This is a genomic window from Streptomyces sp. NPDC059454 (assembly GCF_042749965.1).
Taxonomy (GTDB): Bacteria; Actinomycetota; Actinomycetes; order Streptomycetales; family Streptomycetaceae; genus Streptomyces.
Genome location: NZ_JBHYVC010000022.1, coordinates 48,153 through 73,617, shown reverse-complemented (window position 1 = coordinate 73,617; position 25,465 = coordinate 48,153). Strand labels below are relative to the sequence as shown.

At 70.8% G+C, this 25,465-nt stretch carries 24 protein-coding genes; 23 read left to right on the top strand and 1 reads right to left on the bottom strand.

Features of this window, described 5'->3' with window-relative positions; genetic code table 11:
* The first annotated feature begins 77 nt into the window (after positions 1-77).
* The 15 genes from rpsD (at position 78) to nusB (ending at position 14,358) form a co-directional block, all read left to right on the top strand.
* On the top strand, positions 78-692 hold the full coding sequence (gene rpsD, locus ACFXAE_RS17645; protein WP_145870366.1) for a 30S ribosomal protein S4: 615 nt from the start codon (positions 78-80) through the stop codon (positions 690-692).
* 199 nt (positions 693-891) lie between these two features.
* Entirely contained in the window at positions 892-1,344 is a 453-nt protein-coding gene (locus ACFXAE_RS17640; protein WP_384715001.1) for a DUF948 domain-containing protein, read from the top strand.
* A gap of 7 nt (positions 1,345-1,351) precedes the next feature.
* Positions 1,352-1,741, top strand: a complete 390-nt coding sequence (locus ACFXAE_RS17635) for a hypothetical protein (protein ID WP_384714999.1) — start codon at positions 1,352-1,354, stop codon at positions 1,739-1,741.
* Complete coding sequence (gene alaS, locus ACFXAE_RS17630; RefSeq protein WP_384714996.1) at positions 1,741-4,410, top strand: alanine--tRNA ligase; 2,670 nt, start codon at positions 1,741-1,743, stop codon at positions 4,408-4,410. Before ACFXAE_RS17635 ends, alaS begins: the two co-directional genes overlap by 1 nt.
* Positions 4,411-4,436: 26 nt before the next feature.
* Positions 4,437-4,901, top strand: coding sequence for a Holliday junction resolvase RuvX (ruvX, locus tag ACFXAE_RS17625; protein ID WP_384715122.1), 465 nt, complete (start codon positions 4,437-4,439; stop codon positions 4,899-4,901).
* Between the two features lie 127 nt (positions 4,902-5,028).
* Complete coding sequence (gene mltG, locus ACFXAE_RS17620) at positions 5,029-6,717, top strand: endolytic transglycosylase MltG (RefSeq protein ID WP_384714993.1); 1,689 nt, start codon at positions 5,029-5,031, stop codon at positions 6,715-6,717.
* Positions 6,717-7,544: a shikimate dehydrogenase gene (locus ACFXAE_RS17615; protein ID WP_384714990.1), complete on the top strand. Its 828-nt coding sequence runs from the start codon at positions 6,717-6,719 to the stop codon at positions 7,542-7,544. The genes mltG and ACFXAE_RS17615 overlap by 1 nt, the downstream gene beginning before the upstream one ends.
* Positions 7,545-7,595: 51 nt before the next feature.
* Positions 7,596-7,955, top strand: a complete 360-nt coding sequence (locus ACFXAE_RS17610; RefSeq protein ID WP_384714987.1) for a hypothetical protein — start codon at positions 7,596-7,598, stop codon at positions 7,953-7,955.
* Positions 7,956-8,138: 183 nt separating this feature from the next.
* Positions 8,139-9,323, top strand: a complete 1,185-nt coding sequence (aroC, locus tag ACFXAE_RS17605) for a chorismate synthase (protein ID WP_384714984.1) — start codon at positions 8,139-8,141, stop codon at positions 9,321-9,323.
* Positions 9,320-9,835 carry a shikimate kinase gene (locus tag ACFXAE_RS17600; protein WP_384714981.1) on the top strand — a complete coding sequence of 172 codons (516 nt, stop codon included), beginning with the start codon at positions 9,320-9,322 and terminating at the stop codon, positions 9,833-9,835. The genes aroC and ACFXAE_RS17600 overlap by 4 nt, the downstream gene beginning before the upstream one ends.
* The gene (gene aroB / locus ACFXAE_RS17595) at positions 9,832-10,926 is read left to right on the top strand and encodes a 3-dehydroquinate synthase (RefSeq protein ID WP_384714978.1); all 1,095 of its coding nucleotides are present in this window, start codon (positions 9,832-9,834) and stop codon (positions 10,924-10,926) included. The genes ACFXAE_RS17600 and aroB overlap by 4 nt, the downstream gene beginning before the upstream one ends.
* Before the next feature lie 126 nt (positions 10,927-11,052).
* Complete coding sequence (locus ACFXAE_RS17590; protein WP_384714975.1) at positions 11,053-11,922, top strand: Pro-rich N-terminal domain-containing protein; 870 nt, start codon at positions 11,053-11,055, stop codon at positions 11,920-11,922.
* 258 nt (positions 11,923-12,180) lie between these two features.
* A complete protein-coding gene (locus ACFXAE_RS17585) occupies positions 12,181-13,287 on the top strand; it encodes an aminopeptidase P family protein (protein ID WP_384714973.1) in 1,107 nt (368 codons plus the stop codon).
* 70 nt (positions 13,288-13,357) lie between these two features.
* On the top strand, positions 13,358-13,924 hold the full coding sequence (gene efp, locus ACFXAE_RS17580; RefSeq protein ID WP_384714970.1) for an elongation factor P: 567 nt from the start codon (positions 13,358-13,360) through the stop codon (positions 13,922-13,924).
* 2 nt (positions 13,925-13,926) lie between these two features.
* Entirely contained in the window at positions 13,927-14,358 is a 432-nt protein-coding gene (gene nusB, locus ACFXAE_RS17575) for a transcription antitermination factor NusB (RefSeq protein ID WP_384714967.1), read from the top strand.
* A 221-nt stretch (positions 14,359-14,579) separates the two neighbouring features.
* Here nusB and bldD read toward each other — a convergent pair whose 3' ends face one another.
* Positions 14,580-15,083, bottom strand: coding sequence for a transcriptional regulator BldD (bldD, locus tag ACFXAE_RS17570; protein WP_030832813.1), 504 nt, complete (start codon positions 15,081-15,083; stop codon positions 14,580-14,582).
* Between the two features lie 264 nt (positions 15,084-15,347).
* Here bldD and pyrR point away from each other — a divergent pair, with 264 nt between their 5' ends.
* From pyrR to pyrF, 8 genes are all read left to right on the top strand, one after another.
* Positions 15,348-15,923 carry a bifunctional pyr operon transcriptional regulator/uracil phosphoribosyltransferase PyrR gene (gene pyrR, locus ACFXAE_RS17565; RefSeq protein ID WP_384714964.1) on the top strand — a complete coding sequence of 192 codons (576 nt, stop codon included), beginning with the start codon at positions 15,348-15,350 and terminating at the stop codon, positions 15,921-15,923.
* 103 nt (positions 15,924-16,026) lie between these two features.
* Positions 16,027-17,007: an aspartate carbamoyltransferase catalytic subunit gene (locus ACFXAE_RS17560; RefSeq protein ID WP_384714961.1), complete on the top strand. Its 981-nt coding sequence runs from the start codon at positions 16,027-16,029 to the stop codon at positions 17,005-17,007.
* 5 nt (positions 17,008-17,012) lie between these two features.
* Positions 17,013-18,299 (top strand): dihydroorotase, encoded by a 1,287-nt coding sequence (locus tag ACFXAE_RS17555; protein ID WP_384714958.1) that lies wholly within the window; start codon positions 17,013-17,015, stop codon positions 18,297-18,299.
* Positions 18,296-18,856 carry a hypothetical protein gene (locus ACFXAE_RS17550; protein ID WP_384714955.1) on the top strand — a complete coding sequence of 187 codons (561 nt, stop codon included), beginning with the start codon at positions 18,296-18,298 and terminating at the stop codon, positions 18,854-18,856. Before ACFXAE_RS17555 ends, ACFXAE_RS17550 begins: the two co-directional genes overlap by 4 nt.
* Entirely contained in the window at positions 18,853-20,010 is a 1,158-nt protein-coding gene (gene carA, locus ACFXAE_RS17545) for a glutamine-hydrolyzing carbamoyl-phosphate synthase small subunit (RefSeq protein ID WP_384714952.1), read from the top strand. The genes ACFXAE_RS17550 and carA overlap by 4 nt, the downstream gene beginning before the upstream one ends.
* Positions 20,003-23,311, top strand: coding sequence for a carbamoyl-phosphate synthase large subunit (gene carB / locus ACFXAE_RS17540; RefSeq protein ID WP_384714949.1), 3,309 nt, complete (start codon positions 20,003-20,005; stop codon positions 23,309-23,311). Before carA ends, carB begins: the two co-directional genes overlap by 8 nt.
* A 51-nt stretch (positions 23,312-23,362) precedes the next feature.
* Positions 23,363-24,469, top strand: coding sequence for a quinone-dependent dihydroorotate dehydrogenase (locus ACFXAE_RS17535; RefSeq protein WP_384714946.1), 1,107 nt, complete (start codon positions 23,363-23,365; stop codon positions 24,467-24,469).
* The gene (gene pyrF / locus ACFXAE_RS17530) at positions 24,466-25,311 is read left to right on the top strand and encodes an orotidine-5'-phosphate decarboxylase (RefSeq protein WP_384714943.1); all 846 of its coding nucleotides are present in this window, start codon (positions 24,466-24,468) and stop codon (positions 25,309-25,311) included. Before ACFXAE_RS17535 ends, pyrF begins: the two co-directional genes overlap by 4 nt.
* Positions 25,312-25,465: the final 154 nt, after the last annotated feature.

Here is a 25,465-nt window from a genome sequence, read left to right as displayed (position 1 = left end):
GGCCTGAGGGGAATTCCCCGGCTGCGGATGCGACCTCCCGTAACCCCTGAGGCAGCCGAAAAGGAAAAGGAAAAGAAGTGGCGAACCAGTCCCGCCCCAAGGTCAAGAAGTCGCGTGCCCTCGGCATCGCGCTGACCCCGAAGGCCGTCAAGTACTTCGAGGCCCGCCCCTACCCGCCGGGTGAGCACGGCCGTGGCCGCAAGCAGAACTCGGACTACAAGGTCCGTCTGCTGGAGAAGCAGCGTCTGCGCGCGCAGTACGACGTGTCCGAGCGTCAGCTCGTCCGCGCCTACGAGCGTGCCTCCAAGGTGCAGGGCAAGACCGGCGAGGCCCTGATCATCGAGCTCGAGCGCCGTCTCGACGCGCTGGTCCTGCGTTCGGGCATCGCCCGCACGATCTACCAGGCCCGCCAGATGGTCGTCCACGGCCACATCCAGGTCAACGGCAAGAAGGTCGACAAGCCCTCCTTCCGTGTCCGCCCGGACGACGTCGTGCAGGTCCGCGACCGTTCCAAGGAGAAGACCCTCTTCACGATCGCCCGTGAAGGCGGCTTCGCCCCCGACGGTGAGACCCCGCGCTACCTCCAGGTGAACCTCAAGTCCCTGGCGTTCCGCCTGGACCGTGAGCCGAACCGCAAGGAGATCCCGGTGATCTGCGACGAGCAGCTCGTCGTCGAGTACTACGCCCGCTGATCCCAGCAGGCACGCGGTATCCCGAGCCCGCCGTCTCCCCGCCCTTCCCGGCGGGAGACGGCGGGCTCGACTCGCTCCGTGCCGCTCCGTATGGCGCCTCCGCCGGTGGCGGACGGTAATCCGGTACGGAGTCCCGTCACCGGCGCGATAGGCTCGACCCCACGACTTCTCGATGTTCAGGCGCGTTTCAAGGGAGCGGGTGCACACAGTGTCCGGTGGCGAGGTGGCCGGAATCCTGGTGGCCGTGTTCTGGGCGATCCTGGTCTCCTTCCTCGCCGTCGCGCTGGCGAGGCTGGCCCAGACGCTACGGGCGACCACCAGACTCGTGGCGGACGTGACCGACCAGGCCGTCCCCCTGCTGGCGGACGCCTCGGCGGCGGTGCGTTCCGCGCAGACCCAGATCGAACGGGTCGACGCGATCGCCTCCGACGTCCAGGAGGTCACCTCCAACGCCTCCGCGCTGTCGACCACCGTGGCCTCCACCTTCGGCGGCCCCCTGGTCAAGGTCGCGGCCTTCGGCTACGGCGTGCGCCGGGCCGTCAGCGGCCGCAAGGACGACGCCCCGGCCAAGGAGCCGAGGCGCGACGTGATCGTGGGCCGCACCGTCCCGGGCGCGCGGCGTGACAAGCGGACCCGGGGAAAGAGGGACTGACCCAGCGATGTTCCGCCGAACGTTCTGGTTCACCAGCGGCGTCGCCGCCGGAGTGTGGGCCACCACCAAGGTCAACCGCAAGATCAAGCAGCTGACGCCCGAGCACCTCGCCGTCGCCGCGGCGAACAAGGCGATCGAGGCGGGCGGACGGCTCAAGGACCGCGCGGTCGACTTCGCGCTCGAGGTCCGCGACAACATGGCCCGGCGGGAAGCCGAACTGGGCGACGCGCTGGGACTCAACGCCCCCGTCGACCGCGAACTCCCCGCGCCCCGGAGCTACGCCGTCATCGAGAACCGCAACAGCCCCAAGTACGTCGAGGGCCCGGCGCGGAAGTCGACGCACCAGACGCACGAGACGTACAAGACGTACCCGTACAACCGGAATGAGGACCACTGATGGAGTCGGCCGAGATCCGCCGCCGCTGGCTGAGCTTCTTCGAGGAGCGCGGGCACACCGTCGTCCCTTCGGCGTCGCTCATCGCGGACGACCCGACTCTGCTGCTCGTCCCGGCCGGCATGGTGCCCTTCAAGCCCTACTTCCTGGGCGAGGTCAAGCCGCCCTTCGACCGCGCCACCAGCGTGCAGAAGTGCGTGCGCACACCCGACATCGAAGAGGTCGGCAAGACCACCCGCCACGGCACGTTCTTCCAGATGTGCGGCAACTTCTCCTTCGGTGACTACTTCAAGGAAGGCGCCATCAAGTACGCCTGGGAGCTGCTCACCAGCTCCCAGGACAAGGGCGGTTACGGCCTCGACCCCGAGCGCCTGTGGATCACCGTCTACCAGGACGACGACGAGGCCGAGCGCATCTGGCACGACGTCGTGGGTGTCCCGTCCGAGCGCATCCAGCGGCTGGGCAAGAAGGACAACTACTGGGACATGGGCGTCCCCGGCCCCTGCGGCCCCTGCTCCGAGATCAACTACGACCGCGGCCCCGAGTTCGGCGTCGAGGGCGGCCCCGCCGTCAACGACGAGCGGTACGTGGAGATCTGGAACCTCGTCTTCATGCAGTACGAGCGGGGCGAGGGTCCGGGCAAGGACTACCCGATCCTCGGTGACCTGCCGAGCCAGAACATCGACACGGGCCTCGGCCTGGAGCGGCTCGCCATGATTCTGCAGGGCGTGCAGAACATGTACGAGATCGACACCTCCATGGCCGTCATCGAGAAGGCCACCGAGCTGACCGGCGTGGCCTACGGCGACGCCCACGCCTCCGACGTCTCCCTGCGCGTGGTCACCGACCACATGCGCACCTCCGTGATGCTCATCGGCGACGGCGTCACCCCCGGCAACGAGGGCCGCGGCTATGTGCTGCGCCGCATCATGCGCCGCGCCATCCGCAACATGCGCCTGCTCGGCGCCACCGGTCCGGTCGTCAAGGACCTGGTCGACGTCGTGATCGGGATGATGGGGCAGCAGTACCCCGAGCTGATCACCGACCGCGAGCGCATCGAGAAGGTCGCCCTCGCCGAGGAGAACGCCTTCCTCAAGACGCTGAAGGCCGGCACCAACATCCTCGACACCGCCGTCAGCGACACCAAGGCCACCGGTGGCACCGTCCTCGCCGGCGACAAGGCCTTCCTGCTCCACGACACCTGGGGCTTCCCGATCGACCTCACCCTGGAGATGGCCGCCGAGCAGGGCCTGACCGTGGACGAGGACGGCTTCCGCCGCCTGATGAAGGAGCAGCGGGAGCGCGCCAAGGCCGACGCCCGGGCCAAGAAGACCGGCCACGCCGGCGCCGGCGCCTACCGGGAGATCGCCGACCAGGCCGGTGCCACCGACTTCGTCGGCTACACGGACACCGAGAGCGAGTCCACGATCGTCGGCATCCTCGTCGACGGCGCCTCCTCCCCGGCCGCCACCGAGGGCGACGAGGTCGAGATCGTCCTCGACCGCACCCCCTTCTACGCCGAGGGCGGCGGCCAGATCGGCGACACCGGCCGCATCAAGGTCGACACCGGCGCCGTCATCGAGATCCGCGACTGCCAGAAGCCGGTGCCGGGCGTGTACGTCCACAAGGGCGTCGTCCAGGTGGGCGAGGTCACCGTCGGCGCCAAGGCCCACGCCTCCATCGACGGCCGCCGCCGCACGGCCATCGCCCGCGCCCACTCGGCCACCCACCTCACCCACCAGGCGCTGCGCGACGCCCTCGGCCCGACGGCCGCCCAGGCCGGCTCCGAGAACCAGCCCGGCCGCTTCCGCTTCGACTTCGGCTCCCCGTCCGCCGTACCGACGGCCGTGATGACCGACGTCGAGCAGAAGATCAACGAGGTGCTCGCCCGCGACCTCGACGTGCGCGCCGACGTCATGGGCATCGACGAGGCCAAGAAGCAGGGCGCCATCGCCGAGTTCGGCGAGAAGTACGGCGAGCGCGTGCGCGTCGTCACCATCGGCGACTTCTCCAAGGAGCTGTGCGGCGGCACCCACGTGCACAACACCGCCCAGCTGGGCCTGGTGAAGCTGCTCGGCGAATCGTCCATCGGCTCCGGCGTGCGTCGTATCGAGGCCCTGGTCGGCGTGGACGCCTACAACTTCCTCGCCCGCGAGCACACGGTCGTCGCCCAGCTCCAGGAGCTCATCAAGGGCCGCCCGGAGGAGCTTCCGGAGAAGGTCTCCGCCATGCTCGGCAAGCTCAAGGACGCCGAGAAGGAGATCGAGAAGTTCCGCGCCGAGAAGGTCCTCCAGGCCGCCGCCGGTCTCGCCGGGTCCGCCAAGGACGTCCACGGCATCGCCCTCGTCACCGGCCAGGTCCCCGACGGCACCACTCCGGACGACCTGCGCAAGCTGGTCCTCGACGTGCGCGGCCGCATCCAGGGCGGCCGGGCCGTCGTCGTCGCCCTGTTCACCGTGAGCAACGGCAAGCCGCTCACGGTCATCGCCACCAACGAGGCCGCCCGCGAGCGCGGCCTCAAGGCCGGTGACCTGGTCCGCGCCGCCGCCAAGACCCTCGGCGGCGGCGGTGGCGGCAAGCCGGACGTCGCCCAGGGCGGCGGCCAGAACCCGGCGGCCGTCGGCGAGGCCGTCGACGCCGTCGAGCGGCTCGTGGCGAACACCGCCAAGTGAGCGAGGACCAGCGGGACGCCCCGGCGCTGCGCCGGGGCCGCCGACTCGCCGTCGACGTGGGAGACGCCCGTATCGGGGTCGCCTCGTGCGACCCCGACGGGATCCTCGCCACTCCGGTGGAGACCGTCCCCGGACGCGATGTTCCGGCGGCGCACCGCCGACTGAAGCAGCTCGTCGAGGAGTACGAGCCGATCGAGGTCGTGGTCGGTCTTCCCCGCTCCCTCAAGGGGGGCGAGGGCCCGGCCGCGGTCAAGGTCAGGGGCTTCGCGCAGGAGCTGGCCCGCGGCATCGCGCCCGTCCCGGTGCGCCTGGTCGACGAGCGGATGACCACGGTCACGGCGAGCCGGGGACTGCGTGCCTCCGGCGTCAAGTCCAAGAAGGGCCGCTCGGTCATCGACCAGGCCGCCGCTGTGATCATCCTCCAGCAGGCACTGGAATCCGAACGGGTGTCAGGCAGACCACCCGGCGAGGGCGTCGAAGTGGTCATCTGATCGCGATACGGTAACGTTCCGCGCGATGCGGACGGTGTTCGAACAGCCGCCGCACGGAGAGAGGCGGGACGGGAGCCGTGGTCTTCAGGTGGCCGCGTGCCCGTTGCCTCGCGGCTCTAGGGGATCGATGACTGAGTATGGCCGGGGCCAGGGCTCCGAACCGTGGCATCCGGACGACCCGTTGTACGGGGACGGCGGATGGGGCGGACAGCAGACCCAGCAGGGTCAGCAGTCCCCCTACGGCGGCCAGCCACAGCACTATCCGCAGCAGCCGCAGACGCAGCAGCAGTACGGCGACTGGGGCACCGGCGAGCAGCACGGGTACGACGGGCAGCAGTACCCGCAGTACGACCAGCGGCAACAGCAGCAGTACGACCAGCAGCAGTACGACCAGCAGCAGTACGCCCCTCAGCAGCAACAACCGCAGTACGACCAGAACGGCTGGCCCACGGGCTCCTACCCGCAGGACCCCTACGCCGCCGGTCCGACGGACCCGTACGCGCAGCAGTCAGGGACGTACGGCGGGGAGCAGCCCGACTACTACGGCACCCCCGACGCCTACCCGCCGCCGGAACCACCCGGTCGCCGCAGCGCCGAACCCGAGCCGAGCACGGACTGGGACCCGGGCCCCGACCAGGGCGAACACGCGTTCTTCGCGGGTGGCGGCGACGACGATGACGAGCCGGGCGACCGGCGCGGGCGCGGCGAACGCCAGGGCCGGGGCGGCAGGGAGAAGAAACGACGCAGCGGCCTGGCCTGTCTCGTGGTGGTCGTGGTCTTCGGCGGCGGCCTCGCCGGTGTCGGCTACTTCGGCTACCAGTTCTACCAGGATCGTTTCGGCAGCGCCCCGGATTTCGCGGGGGCCGGCAACGGCGAGCAGGTGACCGTCACCATCCCCAAGGGCTCCGGCGGGTACGCCATCGGCCAGGAGCTCAAGAAGATGGGCGTGGTCAAGAGCGTCGACGCCTTCGTCGCGGCCCAGTCCGCCAATCCGCAGGGCAAGAGCATCCAGGACGGCGTCTACACGCTGGAGAAGGAGATGTCGGCCGCGAGCGCGGTCGAACTGATGCTCAGTCCGAAGAGCCGTAACAGTCTGATCATCGCGGAAGGCAGGCGCAACGCCGTCATCTACGAGGCGATCGACGAACGCCTCGGCGTCAAGGCGGGCACCACCGCCGAGGTGGCCGAGACCGAGTGGAAGACCCTGGGTCTGCCCGACTGGGCGGTGAACCACGAGAACGTCAAGGATCCGCTGGAGGGCTTCCTCTACCCGTCCAGCTACTCCGTCGCCGAGGGCCAGAAACCCAAGTCCGTGCTGAAGCAGATGGTGGCCCGTGCCACCGAGAAGTACGAGGAGCTGGACTTCGAGGGGAAGGCCGAGAGCCTCGGTCTCGAAGGGCCGTGGGAGCTGGTGACGGTCGCGAGCCTGGTCCAGGCGGAGGGCAAGACCCACGACGACTTCCGCAAGATGTCCGAGGTGATCTACAACCGCCTCAAGACCACCAACACCGAGACGAACCAGGAACTTCAGTTCGACTCGACCTTCAACTACCTCAAGGGCCAGAGCGAGATCGACATCTCCGAGTCGGAGATCAACAGCAACCCCGACCCGTACAACACGTACACCAACAAGGGCCTGCCGCCCGGTCCGATCGGCAACCCGGGCGAGGAGGCGCTGAAGGCCGCGCTGAACCCGACGGGCGACGGCTGGATGTACTTTGTCGCCACGGACGGCGTGAACAAGACCGAGTTCGCCAAGACCATCGAGGAGCACCAGAAGCTCGTCGACAAGTTCAACGCGTCGAGGGGCAACTGATGTCCGCCGCCCGCCGGGCCGCCGTACTCGGCTCACCGATCGCCCACTCGCTCTCCCCGGTGCTGCACCGCACCGCCTACGCCGAGCTGGGCCTGGAAGGCTGGACGTACGACCGTTTCGAGGTCGACGAGAAGTCCCTGCCCGGCTTCTTCGACACGCTCGGGACCGAGTGGGCGGGACTGTCGCTGACCATGCCGTTGAAGCGGGCGGTGATCCCGCTGCTCGACTCGATCAGCGAGACCGCGGCCTCGGTCGAGGCGGTCAACACGGTCGTCTGCACGCCGGACGGCCGCCGGACCGGCGACAACACCGACATCCCCGGAATGGTCGCCGCCCTGCGCGAGCACGGCATCGACAAGGTGGAGTCCGCCGCCGTCCTCGGCGCGGGCGCCACCGCCTCCTCCGCGCTGGCCGCGCTGGCCCGGATCTGCTCGGGCGAGGTCACGGTCTACGTCCGCAGCGAGGCCCGGGCGGCGGAGATGCGGCAGTGGGCCGAGCGGCTCGACGTCGCGGTGCGCATCGCCGCCTGGGACGCCGCCGAGCAGGCGCTGCACGCCCCGCTGGTCGTCAGCACCACCCCGGCCGGTGTCACGGACACCCTCGCCAGGGCCGTTCCGGAGCGTCCGGTGGCCCTTTTCGACGTGCTCTACGACCCGTGGCCGACCGCTCTCGCCGCCCGCTGGTCGGCGTACGGGGGCGCCGTGGTCAGCGGGCTGGACCTGCTGGTGCACCAAGCCGTGCTCCAGGTGGAGCAGATGACGGGGCGTTCACCGGCTCCGCTGGACGCCATGCGAAAAGCGGGCGAGCGGGCTCTCGGGGCCCGCTAAGATCCACCCTCGGTTCCGCAGGGGGCGGAACAGGGGAGGGGAGCGCGTTCCATGTCCGCAGGCATGCCGCTGGCGTCGGTGAAGTCCCAGATATTCGAGTCCGTGCTGGGTTTCCTGCCCGACTGGGTGCAGATCACGGTGCTGGCCCTGATCGTGCTCGCCGTCGTCGCGTCCTGGGGTGTCAAGATCAAACGCAAGATCGCGTACCGTCGAGCCGTCCGCAACGGGCAGCCGATCCACGCGGCGGCCCAGCACGGTCAGGGCAGCGGCGCGGACCACCTGGGCCAGTACGCACCGCCGCGGCAGGGCAGCGGGGCCGACCACCTGGGCGCCTCCGCACCGCGGCCGAGCGGCGCCGACTTCCTCGGCGCCCACGCGCCCCGGCCCCGCCAGGGCGACGGCCCGGCCTGATCATTCCACCGCCCGGCCCATGCTCCCGCCCGTCCGCCTGATGGACCGGCGGCCGGACACCCGGCCCGGACATGGGAGGATCGGAGGTGGCGGACCGGGGCCGCGCACCCTGTCACGCCACAGCCGTACGCGAAGAGGCGTGTACGCAGGGCACCACCGGGGCGCGAGCATGGAGGAGCACCGTTGAGCAGGTTGCGCTGGCTGACCGCGGGTGAGTCGCACGGTCCCGCACTCGTCGCGACGCTGGAGGGCCTTCCCGCCGGCGTGCCGATCACCACGGACATGGTGGCGGACCACCTCGCGAGGCGGCGGCTGGGCTACGGCCGCGGCGCCCGGATGAAGTTCGAGCGCGACGAGGTCACCTTCCTCGGCGGCGTCCGGCACGGTCTGACCATGGGTTCCCCGGTCGCGGTCATGGTGGGCAACACCGAGTGGCCGAAGTGGGAGCAGGTCATGGCGGCCGACCCGGTCGACCCGGAGGTGCTGGCCGGCCTGGCGCGCAACGCCCCGCTGACCCGTCCCCGCCCCGGCCACGCCGACCTGGCCGGCATGCAGAAGTACGGCTTCGACGAGGCCCGCCCGATCCTGGAGCGCGCCTCGGCCCGCGAGACCGCGGCCCGCGTGGCGCTGGGCGCGGTGGCACGGTCGTACCTGAAGGAGACGGCCGGCATCGAGATCGTCAGCCACGTCGTCGAGCTGGCCGCGGCCAAGGCGCCGTACGGCGTCCACCCGACCCCCGCCGACGTGGAGCGGCTGGACGAGGACCCGGTGCGCTGCCTGGACGCGGACGCCTCGAAGGCGATGGTCGCCGAGATCGACCAGGCCCACAAGGACGGCGACACCCTCGGCGGCGTGGTCGAGGTACTGGCGTACGGTGTCCCGGTCGGCCTCGGCTCCCACGTCCACTGGGACCGCCGCCTGGACGCCCGCCTGGCCGCCGCCCTCATGGGCATCCAGGCCATCAAGGGCGTCGAGGTCGGCGACGGCTTCGACCTCGCCCGCGTCCCCGGCTCGAAGGCGCACGACGAGATCCTCGCCACCGACGAGGGCATCAAGCGGGCGTCGGGCCGCTCCGGCGGCACCGAGGGCGGCCTCACCACCGGTGAACTGCTGCGCGTACGCGCGGCGATGAAGCCGATCGCCACCGTGCCGCGGGCGCTGAAGACCGTGGACGTCGTCACCGGCGAGGAGGCCGCTGCCCACCACCAGCGTTCCGACGTGTGCGCCGTGCCGGCCGCCGGCATCGTCGCCGAGGCCATGGTCGCCCTGGTCCTCGCGGACGCGGTCGCGGAGAAGTTCGGCGGCGACAGCGTCACCGAGACCCGCCGCAACGTGACGTCGTACCTCGAGAACCTGGCCATCCGATGAGCTCACCGGTCATCGTGCTGGTCGGCCCGATGGGCGTGGGCAAGTCCACCGTGGGACGGCTGCTCGCCGAGCGGCTGGGCGTCGGCTACCGGGACACCGACGACGACATCGTCACCGCTGAGGGCAGGACCATCGCCGACATCTTCGTCGACGAGGGCGAGCCCGCCTTCCGCGCCGTCGAAAAACGCGCGGTGCGCACCGCGCTCACCGAGCACGAGGGCGTCCTGGCGCTCGGCGGCGGCGCGATCCTCGACGCGGACACGCGCGCACTGCTCGCGGGACAGCGGGTCGTGTACCTCTCGATGGACGTCGAGGAGGCGGTCAAGCGCACCGGTCTCAACGCCGCCCGCCCCCTCCTCGCGGTCAATCCGCGCAAGCAGTGGCGCGAGCTGATGGAGGCCCGCCGGCACCTGTACGAGGAGGCCGCCACGGCCGTCGTACCGACCGACGGCCGCACACCCGAGGAAGTCACCGAGGCGGCCCTGAACGCACTGGAGTTGAAGGACGCATGAGCAGCGAGGCAGTGACGCGGATCGCCATCGGCGGCACGGCGGGCACCGACCCCTACGAGGTCCTGGTGGGCCGTCAGCTCCTGGGCGAACTCGGCGGGTTGATCGGCGAGAAGGCCAAGCGGGTCGCGATCGTGCATCCCGAGGCCCTCGCCGAAACCGGCGACGCGCTCCGTGCCGACCTGGCCGGCCAGGGCTACGAGGCGGTCGCCGTCCAGGTGCCCAACGCGGAGGAGGCCAAGACCGCCGAGGTCGCCGCCTACTGCTGGAAGGCGCTGGGCCAGTCCGGCTTCACCCGCACCGACGTCATCGTGGGCGTGGGCGGCGGCGCCACCACCGACCTGGCCGGATTCGTCGCCGCGACCTGGCTGCGCGGAGTCCGCTGGATCGCGATCCCGACCACCGTGCTCGCCATGGTGGACGCGGCCGTGGGCGGCAAGACCGGTATCAACACGGCCGAGGGCAAGAACCTGGTGGGCGCCTTCCACCCGCCCGCCGGCGTGCTGTGCGACCTGGCCGCCCTGGACTCCCTCCCGGTCAACGACTACGTCTCCGGACTCGCCGAGGTCATCAAGGCCGGCTTCATCGCCGACCCGGTGATCCTGGACCTCATCGAGTCCGACCCCCGGGCCGCCCGCACCCCGTCGGGCCCGCACACCGCGGAACTGATCGAGCGCTCGATCCGGGTCAAGGCGGAGGTCGTCTCGTCCGACCTGAAGGAATCGGGTCTCCGCGAGATCCTGAACTACGGCCACACCCTCGGCCACGCCATCGAGAAGAACGAGCGCTACAAGTGGCGCCACGGCGCGGCGGTCTCCGTCGGCATGCACTTCGCCGCCGAACTGGGCCGCCTCGCGGGCCGCTTGGACGACGCCACCGCGGACCGTCACCGCACGGTCCTCGAATCGGTCGGCCTCCCCCTGCACTACCGCTACGACCAGTGGCCCAAGCTGCTGGAGAACATGAAGGTCGACAAGAAGTCCCGCGGCGACCTGCTGCGCTTCATCGTCCTCGACGGCCTCGCCAGGCCCACGGTGTTCGAAGGCCCGGACCCGGCCGTGCTGCTCGCCGCGTACGGCGAGGTCGGGGAGTAGCCCCGGGCACTCATCACCGCCCCCGGCCGTTCACACAACGACGGCAGGGGGCGGTACCGTTCGGTAGCACGCGGGGCGCCCCCGCTGCCGACACCCCATCGCCTGTACGAGACGGAGTGGCACCGGATGCAGCACGCAGTGGGTTCTCCGCTGCCGCCGCCCCACCAGCCGGGGCACGGACCGGCCGTCGGCTGGTCACCGGCCGCACACCACCCGGGCCAGCACCCGGGAGCGCACCAGGGACCCGCCCCTGTGCCCGTGCCTCCTCCGGCACCGGGCTATCCCGCGCCCCCGCCCGGGCCCACCCCGCCCCCCGCGGGCCCGCGGCACGCCTCGATGCCCCCGCCGCCGGACACCACCGGCCACGTATCGCTGCCGCCCGGCGGCCCGGTCGCCATGCCCAGGCCACCGCAGGCTCCCGCGGCCCCCGACCCGGCCGGCACGATCATCGCCGTGCTGCTCATAGGCCCCGCGGGCGCCGGCAAGACGAGTGTGGCCAAGTACTGGGCGGACCACCGTCAGGTCCCGACGGCCCACATCAGCCTCGACGACGTACGCGAGTGGGTCCGCTCGGGGTTCGCCGACCCGCAGTCCGGGTGGAACGACCACTCGGAGGCGCAGTACCGCCTGGCCCGCCGCACCTGCGGCTTCGCCGCCCGCAACTTCCTGGCCAACGGGATCTCGTGCATCCTCGACGACGCGGTCTTCCCCGACCGGCCGGTCGTGGGCCTCGGCGGCTGGAAGCGCCACGTCGGCCCCGGTCTGCTGCCGGTCGTCCTCCTCCCCGGCCTGGACATCGTCCTGGAACGCAACGCGGAACGTTCCGGCAATCGACGCCTCACCGACGAGGAGGTGGCCCGTATCCACGGCCGGATGGCCGGCTGGTACGGCTCGGGTCTCCCCATCATCGACAACTCCCAGCTGGGCATACCGGAAACGGCCCGCATCCTGGACGACGTCCTGGCCCGCGCGATAGCGAGCCCTCCGCAGTGGTGAACGCGAGGCTCCTGTAGCCGTCCCGTGTCGTGACAGCACCGGTGCCGGGGTGTCACTTCCCCGCGCTCGCGGGGCGCCGCCGCGCCCACCCGTGCCGCCCCGGCGGCACGACTGCCCGCAGCCGGGTATCGCAGGTGCAGTCGCAGGGCCGCACCGCCACACCCCCGGCCCCACGACGCAACCGCACGCGCCCCCGCAGCACCCCCACTCGGCCCCGTTCGACCGGCGACATCCGGCCACCGCTCCTACGCTCGAAGAATGTCAGAGGTCTACGCGGTCCGCCGGACGCGGCTACGGGAATGCTGCAACGCGGGCGGCAGCGCGGCGGCGCTGGTGTCCCGCCCCGCCAACGTGCGCTACCTCGCCGGCGCAGCCCCCGAAGGCGCCGTGCTGCTGCTGGGCAGGACCGAGGACCTGCTGGTCTGCGCCGGCCCGCCCGAGGACCGCTCACCGCAGAGCCGCCCCGACGAAGCCCTCCGTGTGCACGTCGTACCCGGCATCGGCGGCGACGCCGCCCTCGCGGCCGCCGACCTCGCCGTCGGCCAGGGCGTCGACTCCCTCGCCGTCGAGGAGCACCATCTCACCGTCACCCGCCACCACGCGATCCGCGACGCCGCCCCCCGCCTCCGCCTCGCCGGCATCGGCTGTGCGGTCGAACAGCTCCGCATCGTCAAGGACGAGGAAGAGATCTCCTGCCTCCGCATCGGCGCGGAGATCGCCGACCAGGCCCTCGGCGAACTCCTGGAGTCCATCCTCGTCGGCCGCACCGAACGCCACCTCGCCCTGGAACTCGAGCGCCGCCTGGTCGACCACGGCGCCGACGGCCCCGCCTTCCCCACCTCCGTCGCCACCGGCCCGAACGCCGGCCGCCCCGGCCACCGTCCCACCGACCGCCGCGTCGAGGAGGGCGACTTCCTCTCCGTCTGCCTCGGCGCCACCTACCGCGGCTACCGCTGCGAGATCGGCCGTACGTTCGTCATCGGCACGGCTCCCGCGGACTGGCAGATCGAGTTGTACGACCTGGTCTTCTCCGCACAGCGCGCCGGCCGCGAGTCCCTCGCCCCCGGCGCCGCCTGCCGTGACGTGGACCGCGCGGCACGCCACGTCCTGGACTCAGCCGGGTACGCCGAGGCGCTCCCCGTGCTCACCGGTCACGGCGTAGGACTCGAAATCGACGAGGACCCTCAATTGACCCCCGCGGCCATGGGTAAACTGGACGCTTGTGTGCCGGTCACCGTCGAACCGGGGGTTCACCTCCCGGGCCGGGGCGGAGTCCGGATCGATGACACGCTCGTCGTACGCCCCGAGGCGGACGGCGGACCCGAGCTACTCACCATCACGACCAAGGAGCTGCTCGCGCTCTAGCCCCGCGCTGGGCGCAGGCGCACACTCCGGCCGTCGTCCACGTCAGTCCAGTCCAGGAGATTCCGCAACCGTGGCTTCCACGAACGACCTCAAGAACGGCATGGTGCTCAAGCTCGAAGGCGGCCAGCTCTGGTCCGTCGTCGAGTTCCAGCACGTCAAGCCCGGCAAGGGCCCGGCCTTCGTGCGCACCAAGCTCAAGAACGTGCTCTCCGGCAAGGTCGTCGACAAGACCTTCAACGCCGGCGTCAAGGTCGAAACGGCCACCGTCGACAAGCGCGACATGCAGTTCTCCTACATGGACGGAGAGTACTTCGTCTTCATGGACATGGAGACCTACGACCAGCTCATGGTCGACCGCAAGGCCGTCGGCGACGCCGCCAACTTCCTCGTCGAGGGCTTCACCGCCACCGTCGCGCAGCACGAGGGCGAGGTGCTCTTCGTCGAGCTCCCGGCCGCCGTCGAGCTGACGATCCAGGAGACCGAGCCGGGCGTCCAGGGTGACCGCTCCACCGGCGGCACCAAGCCGGCCACACTGGAGACCGGCTACCAGATCCAGGTCCCGCTCTTCATCACCACCGGTGAGAAGATCAAGGTCGACACCCGCACCAGCGACTACCTCGGCCGGGTGAACAGCTAACCGTGGCTGCCCGCAACACGGCCCGCAAGCGCGCCTTCCAGATCATCTTCGAGGGCGACCAGCGCGGCGCCGGGGTCCTGACCGTCCTCGCCGACTGGGTCCGGCACGCCCGGTCCGACACCCGGCAGCCGCCGGTGAGCGAGTACACGATGCAGCTCGTCGAGGGCTACGCGGAGCACGCGCAGCGCATCGACGAGCTGCTCGCCCAGTACTCGGTCGGCTGGACGCTCGACCGGATGCCGGTCGTCGACCGCAGCATTCTGCGACTGGGCGCCTATGAGCTGATCTGGGTCGACGAGACCCCGGACGCCGTTGTCCTCGACGAGATGGTGCAGCTGGCCAAGGAGTTCTCGACGGACGAGTCGCCCTCGTTCGTGAACGGGCTGCTGGGCCGGCTCAAGGAGCTGAAGCCGTCGCTTCGCCGCGAGGCGTAAGCGGTCCGGCGTTCTTGTGCCTGTGCGCCGTAGGGGCGCGGCCGTGCAGACGGCTGCGCGTCGTCCGTGGTCGATCGCGCCCACGCGGCGGAGCCGTACATCGATACAGCCCCGCGCCCTTCGGGGCGTTGCCCTCACGGCGTGGAAAAGCCGCCGGGGTGGCCGGAACCCGTAAGGTTCCGGCCACCCCGGCGGCACGTTTCTGCGTACCCGCGGAGCGGTTACGCCTCCTCGTGCGCGGCCACCGCGCGGCGCGCGTCCGCGTCCAGGACGCCCCAGTTGATCAGCTGTTCGGTGAGGACCGAGGGCGACTGGTCGTAGATGACGGCGAGGGTGCGCAGGTCGTCCTGGCGGATCGAGAGCACCTTGCCGTTGTAGTCACCGCGCTGCGACTGGATCGTCGCCGCGTACCGCTGCAGCGGGCCCGCCTTCTCGGCCGGCACCGTGGCCAGCCGCTCCAGGTCCAGGACCAGCTTCGGCGGCGGCTCGGCGGCGCCGCCCGGGGTCGTACCCGGCAGCAGCTCCTGCACCGGGACCCCGTAGAAGTCCGCCAGCTCCGCGAGGCGCTGCACGGTCACGGCGCGGTCGCCGCGCTCGTACGAACCGACCACGACCGCCTTCCAGCGGCCCTGGGACTTCTCCTCGACACCGTGGAGGGAAAGGCCCTGCTGGGTGCGGATCGCCCGGAGCTTGGCCCCGAGCTGTTTGGCGTATTCGCTGGACATATAGCTCCCCGGCACTGTGTCGACGCGGCTCTGGCTGGTTTCCATGCCGCGCGGCTGGTAACTCACTGTGAGGTTACGCAGCGTTACTCTCGTGCGTCAAGCCGAATGGTCCACACCGACTCTTCCGTGGTAGCGAAGATCGGCTACGCCATTGGAGTGATCGAGGGTGTCGCTCCGCGGGAATCACGGCCTGATAGTCTGAGCGACGCAATCCGACGTCCTTTAAGATCCGTCCCGTGAGGCGGAGAAGGAGGTCCGTGTCACATGGACAAGCAGGACACGCAGAACACGCAGTCCGATGCGCGGCCCGTTCTCGAAGGCCCCGACATCGCGCGGGTACTGACCCGCATCGCCCACGAGATCGTCGAACGCGCCAAGGGCGCCGACGACGTGGTGCTCCTCGGCATCCCGACCCGAGGCGTCTTCCTCGCCCAGCGGCTCGCCGCCAAGCTGGAGCAGATCACCGAGCGCAAGGTCCCGGTCGGCTCGCTGGACATCACCATGTACCGCGACGACCTGCGCATGCACCCACCGCGTGCGCTGGCCCGCACCGAGATCCCCGGTGACGGCATCGACGGCCGACTGGTCGTCCTCGTCGACGACGTGCTCTTCTCCGGCCGCACCATCCGCGCCGCCCTCGACGCGCTGAACGACATCGGGCGCCCCCGCGCGGTGCAGCTCGCCGTCCTCGTCGACCGCGGCCACCGCGAACTGCCCATCCGCGCCGACTACGTCGGCAAGAACCTCCCCACGTCGCTGCGGGAGACGGTCAAGGTCCTGCTCGCCGAGGAGGACGGTCGCGACACCGTGCTGCTCGGCGCCAAGCAGACCGCCCAGTAGCACCGCGGAGCGCACGCCGACGGCGTGCGCCGGCCCGGCACGCCCACGCGCGTACCCGTCTGCCCGATTTCGCCTCATTGAACTGCCTTACGGAGCCTGACAGATGCAGCGTCATCTCATCTCGGCCGCCGACCTCACCCGCGACGACGCCGTCCTGATCCTCGACACCGCCGAGGAGATGGCCCGGGTCGCCGACCGGCCGATCAAGAAACTCCCGACCCTGCGCGGCCGGACCGTCGTGAACCTCTTCTTCGAGGACTCCACGCGCACCCGCATCTCCTTCGAGGCCGCGGAGAAGCGCCTGTCCGCGGACGTCATCAACTTCACCGCCAAGGGCTCCAGCGTGTCCAAGGGCGAGTCCCTGAAGGACACCGCCCAGACCCTGGAGGCCATGGGCGTCGACGCCGTGGTCATCCGGCACGGCGCCTCCGGAGCCCCGTACCGCCTGGCCACCTCCGGCTGGATCGACGCCGCCGTCATCAACGCGGGCGACGGCACCCACCAGCACCCCACCCAGGCCCTCCTCGACGCCTTCACCATGCGGCGCCGGCTGGTCGGCCGGGACGCCGGACTCGGGAAGGACCTGTCCGGCCGGCGCATCACGATCGTCGGCGACGTCCTGCACAGCAGGGTCGCCCGCTCCAACGTCGACCTGCTGCACACCCTCGGAGCCGAGGTCACCCTCGTCGCTCCGCCGACCCTGCTGCCGGTCGGCGTCGACAGCTGGCCCTGCGAGGTGTCGTACGACCTCGACTCGACGCTGACCAAGTCCGACGCGGTGATGATGCTGCGCGTCCAGCGCGAGCGGATGAACGCCGCGTTCTTCCCCACCGAGCGGGAGTACTCGCGCCGCTACGGCCTCGACGGCGACCGCATGGCGCGGATGCCCGGGCACGCCATCGTGATGCACCCCGGCCCGATGGTCCGCGGCATGGAGATCACCGCCGAGGTCGCGGACTCCGACCGCTGCACCGTGATCGAGCAGGTCACCAACGGAGTCTCCATCCGGATGGCCGTCCTCTACCTGCTGCTGGGCGGCAACGAACCCGCCGTGACCCACGCCCGTACCACCGAGGAGAAGTAAGAACCATGAGCAAGATCCTGATCCGTGGTGCGAGGGTGCTCGGTGGCGAGCCGCAGGACGTACTGATCGACGGCTCCGTCATCGAGGCGGTCGGCCAGAACCTGCCCGCCGAGGGCGCGGAGGTCGTCGAGGCCGACGGCAAGGTCCTGCTGCCCGGCCTGGTCGACCTGCACACCCACCTGCGCGAGCCCGGCCGTGAGGACTCCGAGACCGTGCTGACCGGCACCCGCGCGGCGGCGAGCGGCGGCTACACCAGCGTCTTCGCCATGGCCAACACCTTCCCGGTCGCCGACACCGCCGGCGTCGTCGAGCAGGTCTGGCGGCTCGGCCAGGAGTCCGGCTACTGCGACGTGCAGCCCATCGGCGCCGTCACCGTCGGCCTGGAGGGGAAGAAGCTCGCCGAGCTGGGCGCCATGCACGAGTCCGCGGCCGGCGTCACCGTCTTCTCCGACGACGGCAAGTGCGTCCACGACGCCGTGATCATGCGCCGCGCCCTGGAGTACGTGAAGGCCTTCGACGGGGTCGTCGCCCAGCACGCACAGGAGCCGCGGCTGACCGAGGGCGCCGAGATGAACGAGGGCGTCGTCTCCGCCGAGCTGGGGCTCGGCGGCTGGCCGGCCGTCGCCGAGGAGTCGGTGATCGCGCGGGACGTGCTGCTCGCCGAGCACGTCGGCTCCCGCGTCCACATCTGCCACCTGTCGACCGCCGGCAGCGTCGAGATCGTTCGCTGGGCCAAGTCCCGCGGCATCCGCGTCACCGCCGAGGTCACCCCGCACCACCTGCTCCTCACCGACGAGCTGGTCCGGTCGTACAACCCGGTCTACAAGGTCAACCCGCCGCTGCGCACCGAGCGGGACGTCATGGCGCTGCGCGAGGCGCTCGCCGACGGCACGATCGACATCGTCGCCACCGACCACGCCCCGCACCCGCACGAGGACAAGGACTGCGAGTGGGCCGCCGCCGCCATGGGCATGGTCGGCCTGGAGACCGCGCTGTCAGTGGTGCAGGAGACCATGGTCGACACGGGTCTGCTGGACTGGGCCGGCGTCGCCGACCGCATGTCCTTCACACCCGCGCGCATCGGACGGGCCGAGGGCCACGGCCGCCCCGTCTCGGCAGGTGAGCCCGCCAACCTCACCCTCGTCGACTCGGCATACCGTGGCCTTGTGGACCCCGCGGGCTTCGCCTCGCGCAGCCGCAACACCCCGTACGAGGGCCGCGAGCTGCCGGGCCGTGTCACGCACACCTGGCTCCGGGGCAAGGCCACGCTCGTCGACGGGAAGCTCACGTGACACCTGTACTCCTGCTGGCCGCCGAGAAGGAATCGGCGGAAGTGACCGACTGGGCCGCCCGGATCGGCTGGGTCGTCGGACTCGCCCTCTTCGTGGCGCTCGTCTACTGGCTGATGCGCGAGGGCTGGAAGTGGCGCGGCACGCTCCAGGGCGACCTGCCCGAGCTGCCGGGCGCGCCGGACGACCCCGGTCCGGCGAAACTGACGATGAGCGGCCGTTACCACGGCTCCACCACCGCCGGTCAGTGGCTCGACCGCATCGTGGCGCACGGTCTGGGCACCCGTAGCCGGGCCGAGCTCACGCTGACGGACGCCGGACTGGACGTCGTACGACCCGGTGCGAACGACTTCTTCGTCCCGGCCCACGCGCTGCGCGGGGCCCGGCTCGACAAGGGCATCGCCGGCAAGGTCCTCACCGAGGGCGGCCTGCTGGTCGTCACCTGGGCGCACGGCGACCGGCTGATCGACTCCGGTTTCCGCTCCGACCACGCGGCCGAGCACAACGAATGGGCCGAGGCCCTGAACCAGATGATCAACAAGACGGAAGGCGCACGATGACAACCTCCACCAGGGGAACCACCAAGGTTCCCGCCGTACTCGTCCTGGAGGACGGCCGGATCTTCCGCGGTCGTGCCTACGGGGCGGTGGGGGAGACCTTCGGCGAAGCGGTGTTCTCCACCGGCATGACCGGCTACCAGGAGACCCTCACCGACCCGTCGTACCACCGCCAGGTCGTGGTGATGACCGCCCCGCACGTCGGCAACACCGGCGTCAACGACGAGGACGCCGAGTCGAAGCGGATCTGGGTCTCCGGCTACGTCGTGCGCGACCCCGCGCGCACGCCCTCCAACTGGCGCTCCCGGCGCTCGCTGGACGAGGAGCTCGACGCGCAGGGCGTCGTCGGCATCAGCGGCATCGACACCCGCGCGCTCACCCGGCACCTGCGCGAGCGCGGCGCCATGCGCGTCGGCATCTTCAGCGGCGACGCCGTGCGCGACGACGCCGCCCTGCTGGCCCGCGTCAAGGAAGCGCCCGAGATGGAGGGCGCCGACCTGTCCGCCGAGGTCGCCACCACCGAGCCGTACGTGGTCCCCGCGATCGGCGAGAAGAAGTTCACCGTCGCCGCCGTCGACCTCGGCATCAAGGGCATGACCCCGCAGCGCATGGCCGAACGCGGCATCGAGGTGCACGTCCTGCCGGCCACGGCGACCGTGGACGACGTCTACGCCGTGAACCCGGACGGCGTGTTCTTCTCCAACGGCCCCGGCGACCCCGCCACCGCCGACCACCCGGTCGCCCTGATGCGGGCGGTCCTGGAGCGCGGCACCCCGCTGTTCGGCATCTGCTTCGGCAACCAGATCCTGGGCCGCGCGCTCGGCTTCGGCACCTTCAAGCTGAAGTACGGCCACCGCGGCATCAACCAGCCGGTGCAGGACCGTACGACCGGCAAGGTCGAGGTCACCGCGCACAACCACGGCTTCGCCGTCGACGCCCCGCTGGACAAGGTCTCCGACACCCCGTTCGGCCGCGCCGAGGTGTCCCACGTGTGCCTGAACGACAACGTGGTGGAGGGCCTCCGGCTGCTCGACCGCCCGGCCTTCAGCGTCCAGTACCACCCCGAAGCGGCGGCGGGCCCGCACGACGCCGCCTACCTGTTCGACCGCTTCACGTCTTTGATGAGCACAGTCCCGATGGAGGGCCAGCGTGCCTAAGCGCACCGATATCCAGTCCGTCCTGGTCATCGGCTCCGGTCCGATCGTCATCGGCCAGGCCGCCGAGTTCGACTACTCCGGCACCCAGGCGTGCCGCGTCCTCAAGGCCGAGGGCCTGCGCGTCGTCCTGGTGAACTCCAACCCGGCGACGATCATGACCGACCCGGAGATCGCCGACGCCACCTACGTCGAGCCGATCACCCCCGAGTTCGTCGAGAAGATCATCGCCAAGGAGCGGCCCGACGCCCTGCTGCCCACCCTGGGCGGCCAGACGGCCCTCAACACCGCGATCTCCCTGCACGCCAACGGCGTCCTCGACAAGTACGGCGTCGAGCTGATCGGCGCCAACGTCGAGGCCATCAACAAGGGCGAGGACCGCGACCTGTTCAAGGAGGTCGTCGAGGAGGTCCGCAAGAAGATCGGCCACGGCGAGTCCGCCCGGTCCCACATCTGCCACTCCATGGACGACGTCCTCAAGGGCGTCGAGGAGCTCGGCGGCTACCCGGTCGTCGTCCGCCCGTCCTTCACCATGGGCGGCGCCGGTTCCGGCTTCGCGCACGACGAGGAGGAGCTGCGCCGCATCGCCGGCCAGGGCCTCACCCTCTCGCCGACCACCGAGGTGCTCCTGGAGGAGTCCATCCTCGGCTGGAAGGAGTACGAGCTGGAGCTGATGCGCGACAAGAACGACAACGTCGTGGTCGTCTGCTCCATCGAGAACTTCGACCCCATGGGCGTGCACACCGGCGACTCGATCACCGTCGCGCCCGCGATGACGCTGACCGACCGCGAGTACCAGGTGCTGCGCGACGTCGGCATCGCGATCATCCGCGAGGTCGGCGTCGACACCGGCGGCTGCAACATCCAGTTCGCGGTGAACCCCGAGGACGGCCGGGTCATCGTCATCGAGATGAACCCGCGCGTGTCGCGGTCCTCGGCGCTCGCCTCCAAGGCGACCGGTTTCCCGATCGCCAAGATCGCCGCCAAGCTCGCCGTCGGCTACACCCTCGACGAGATCCCCAACGACATCACGCAGGAGACCCCGGCCTCCTTCGAGCCGACGCTCGACTACGTGGTCGTGAAGGCCCCCCGGTTCGCCTTCGAGAAGTTCCCGAGCGCCGACTCCACCCTCACCACCACCATGAAGTCGGTCGGCGAGGCCATGGCCATCGGCCGCAACTTCACCGAGGCCTTCCAGAAGGCGCTGCGTTCGCTGGAGAAGAAGGGCAGCCAGTTCACCTTCGTCGGCGAGCCCGGCGACAAGAGCGAGCTGCTGCGCGAGGCCGTCCGGCCGACCGACGGCCGGATCAACGCCGTCATGCAGGCCATCCGCGCGGGCGCCACGCCGGAGGAGGTCTTCGAGTACACGAAGATCGACCCCTGGTTCGTCGACCAGCTCTTCCTGATCAAGGAGACCGCCGACGAGCTGGCCGCCGCCCCCGAGCTGACCCGCGAGCTGCTCGCGGAGGCCAAGCGGCACGGCTTCTCCGACCAGCAGATCGGCGAGATCCGCGGCCTGCGCGAGGACGTCGTCCGGGAGGTCCGGCACGCGCTCGGCATCCGCCCGGTCTACAAGACGGTCGACACCTGCGCCGCCGAGTTCGCCGCGAGGACGCCGTACTTCTACTCCTCCTACGACGAGGAGACCGAGGTCGCGCCGCGCGAGAAGCCGGCCGTCATCATCCTGGGCTCCGGCCCCAACCGCATCGGCCAGGGCATCGAGTTCGACTACTCCTGCGTCCACGCCTCCTTCGCGCTGAGCGACGCCGGGTACGAGACCGTGATGGTCAACTGCAACCCGGAGACCGTCTCCACGGACTACGACACCTCCGACCGGCTGTACTTCGAGCCGCTCACCCTGGAGGACGTGCTGGAGATCGTCCACGCCGAGCGGCAGGCCGGACCGGTCGCGGGCGTCGTCGTCCAGCTCGGCGGCCAGACTCCGCTGGGCCTGGCGCAGGCGCTGAAGGACAACGGCGTGCCGATCGTCGGCACCTCCCCGGAGGCCATCCACGCCGCCGAGGACCGCGGCGCCTTCGGCCGGGTCCTGGCGGAGGCCGGCCTGCCGGCCCCCAAGCACGGCACCGCCACCACCTTCGCCGAGGCCAAGGCCATCGCCGACGAGATCGGCTACCCGGTCCTCGTCCGCCCGTCCTACGTGCTCGGCGGACGCGGCATGGAGATCGTCTACGACGAGACCCGGCTGGAGTCCTACATCGCCGAGTCCACGGAGATCAGCCCCTCCCGGCCGGTCCTGGTCGACCGCTTCCTCGACGACGCCATAGAGATCGACGTGGACGCCCTGTACGACGGCGAGGAGCTCTACCTCGGCGGCGTCATGGAGCACATCGAGGAGGCCGGCATCCACTCCGGCGACTCGGCGTGCGCCCTGCCCCCGATCACGCTGGGCGGCTTCGACATCAAGCGGCTGCGCGCCTCCACGGAGGCCATCGCGCGCGGTGTCGGCGTGCGCGGTCTGATCAACATCCAGTTCGCGCTGGCCGGGGACATCCTCTACGTGCTGGAGGCCAACCCGCGCGCCTCGCGCACCGTCCCCTTCACCTCGAAGGCGACCGCGGTGCCGCTGGCGAAGGCCGCCGCGCGGATCTCGCTGGGCGCCACCGTCGCCGAACTGCGCGCCGAGGGCCTGCTCCCGGCGAACGGCGACGGCGGCGAGCTGCCGCTGGACGCGCCGATCTCCGTCAAGGAGGCCGTGATGCCGTGGTCCCGCTTCCGGGACATCCACGGCCGCGGCGTCGACACCGTCCTCGGCCCGGAGATGCGCTCCACCGGCGAGGTCATGGGCATCGACTCCGTCTTCGGCACGGCGTACGCCAAGTCGCAGGCCGGCGCCTACGGACCGCTGCCCACCAAGGGCCGCGCCTTCATCTCGGTCGCCAACCGCGACAAGCGCTCGATGATCTTCCCCGCGCGCGAGCTGGTCGCCCACGGCTTCGAGCTGATGGCCACCTCCGGCACCGCCGAGGTCCTCCGGCGCAACGGCATCAGCGCCACCGTGGTGCGCAAGCAGTCCGAGGGCACCGGTCCGAACGGCGAGAAGACCATCGTCCAGCTCATCCACGACGGCGAGGTCGACCTCATCGTCAACACCCCGTACGGCACCGGTGGCCGCCTCGACGGCTACGACATCCGTACGGCCGCCGTGGCACGGTCCGTACCCTGCCTGACGACGGTCCAGGCGCTCGCCGCCGCGGTCCAGGGCATCGACGCGCTCAACCGCGGTGACGTGGGCGTCCGCTCACTCCAGGAACACGCGGAACATCTGACCGCGGCCCGCGACTAGCAGCTCCCAGGGGGACACCGGAAACGGTGTCCCCCTCTTCACGAGGACACCATGTACAAGATTCTCTTCATTCTGCTCTTCCGGCGGATGGACCCGGAGCAGGCCCACCACCTGGCCTTCCGCTGGATCCGCCTGGTCGCGCGCGTCCCCGGCCTGCGCACCTTCGTCGCCGCCGTGCTCGCCCCCCGCCACAAGGAGCTGCGCACCGAGGCCCTCGGGCTGCGCCTGCACAGCCCCTTCGGCCTCGCCGCCGGCTTCGACAAGAACGCCGTCGGCGTCGACGGCATGGCGATGCTCGGATTCGACCACGTCGAGATCGGCACGGTGACCGGGGAGCCGCAGCCCGGCAACCCCGGGAAGCGGCTGTTCCGTCTGGTCGCCGACCGGGCCCTGATCAACCGCATGGGCTTCAACAACGAGGGGTCGCTCGCCGTCGCGGCCCGCCTGGCCTCCCGCACGCCCGTCTTCAGGACGGTCGTCGGCGTCAACATCGGCAAGACCAAGGCCGTACCGGAGGCCGAGGCCGTCGCCGACTACGTGAAGTCCGCCGAGCGGCTGGCGCCGTACGCCGACTACCTGGTCGTCAACGTCTCCTCCCCGAACACACCCGGACTGCGCGACCTCCAGGCCGTGGACCACCTGCGCCCGCTGCTCGCCGCCGTCCGCGAGGCCGCCGACCGGACCGTCCCGGCCCGCCGGGTGCCGCTGCTGGTGAAGATCGCCCCCGACCTCGCCGACGAGGACGTCGACGCGGTCGGCGACCTCGCCGTGGAACTCGGCCTGGACGGGATCATCGCCACCAACACCACCATCGCGCGCGAGGGACTCGGTCTGACGTCCTCACCCGCCCTCGGCCAGGAGACCGGCGGCCTCTCCGGCGCCCCCCTCAAGGCGCGCTCCCTGGACGTGCTGCGCCGCCTCTACGCGCGCGTGGGCGACCGGATCACCCTGGTCGGCGTCGGCGGCATCGAGAACGCCGAGGACGCCTGGCAGCGCATCCTGGCCGGTGCCACGCTGGTCCAGGGATACAGCGCCTTCATCTACGAAGGCCCCTTCTGGGGCCGCGCCATGCACAAGGGGCTCGCCGCGCGGCTGCGCACCAGCCCGTACGCCACGCTCGCCGACGCGGTGGGCGCCGACGTGAGGACGACGGTATGACCGGCCCGGAACCCTTCGGCGCGCGGCTGCGCCGCGCGATGGACGAGCGGGGCCCGCTGTGCGTGGGCATCGACCCGCACGCCTCCCTGCTCGCCGAGTGGGGCCTGAGCGACGACGTCACGGGCCTGGAGCGGTTCAGCCGCACGGTCGTCGAGGCGCTGGCCGACCGGACCGCGGTGCTCAAGCCGCAGAGCGCCTTCTTCGAGCGCTTCGGCTCGCGCGGGGTCGCCGTCCTGGAGACGACGGTGCGCGAGGCGCGGGAGGCCGGGGCGCTGGTCGTCATGGACGCCAAGCGCGGCGACATCGGCTCCACCATGGCCGCCTACGCCGAGTCCTTCCTGCACAAGGACGCTCCCCTGTTCTCCGACGCGCTCACCGTCTCGCCGTACCTCGGCTACGGCTCGCTGAGCCCGGCCGTCGCGCTGGCCCGGGAGACCGGCACCGGGCTGTTCGTGCTGGCGCTGACGTCCAACCCGGAGGGCGGCGAGGTCCAGCACGCGATCCGCCCCGACGGGCGCACCGTCGGGGCGACCGTGCTCGGGCACCTGGCCGTCGAGAACGCCGGGGAGGAGCCGCTCGGATCCTTCGGCGCGGTGGTCGGCGCGACGCTCGGCGACCTCTCCTCGTACGACCTGGACATGGGCGGGCCGATCCTCGCGCCCGGTATCGGCGCGCAGGGTGCCACGGCGGCCGATCTTCCGGCGGTCTTCGGCGGCGCGGTGCGCAATGTCGTACCGAACGTCAGCCGGGGAGTGTTGCGCCACGGTCCCCGCGCGGTCGCTCTGCGTGACGCCGCGGAGCGGTTCGCGGAGGAGATCAGGGCCGCCGTGACGCCGGCCTGAAGCGGCCGACGAGGGAATCCGTGGTCGTCGGACTCTGGATACATCCTCAAATCCAGGGGAATATGTCTTAAATGTCCGTCCTGACGAAGGCTGACCAGGACTTTTCCGCAGTTCTCGCTGACTCCGGCGGAGTTGGCCGCTAGTCTCCGACGGA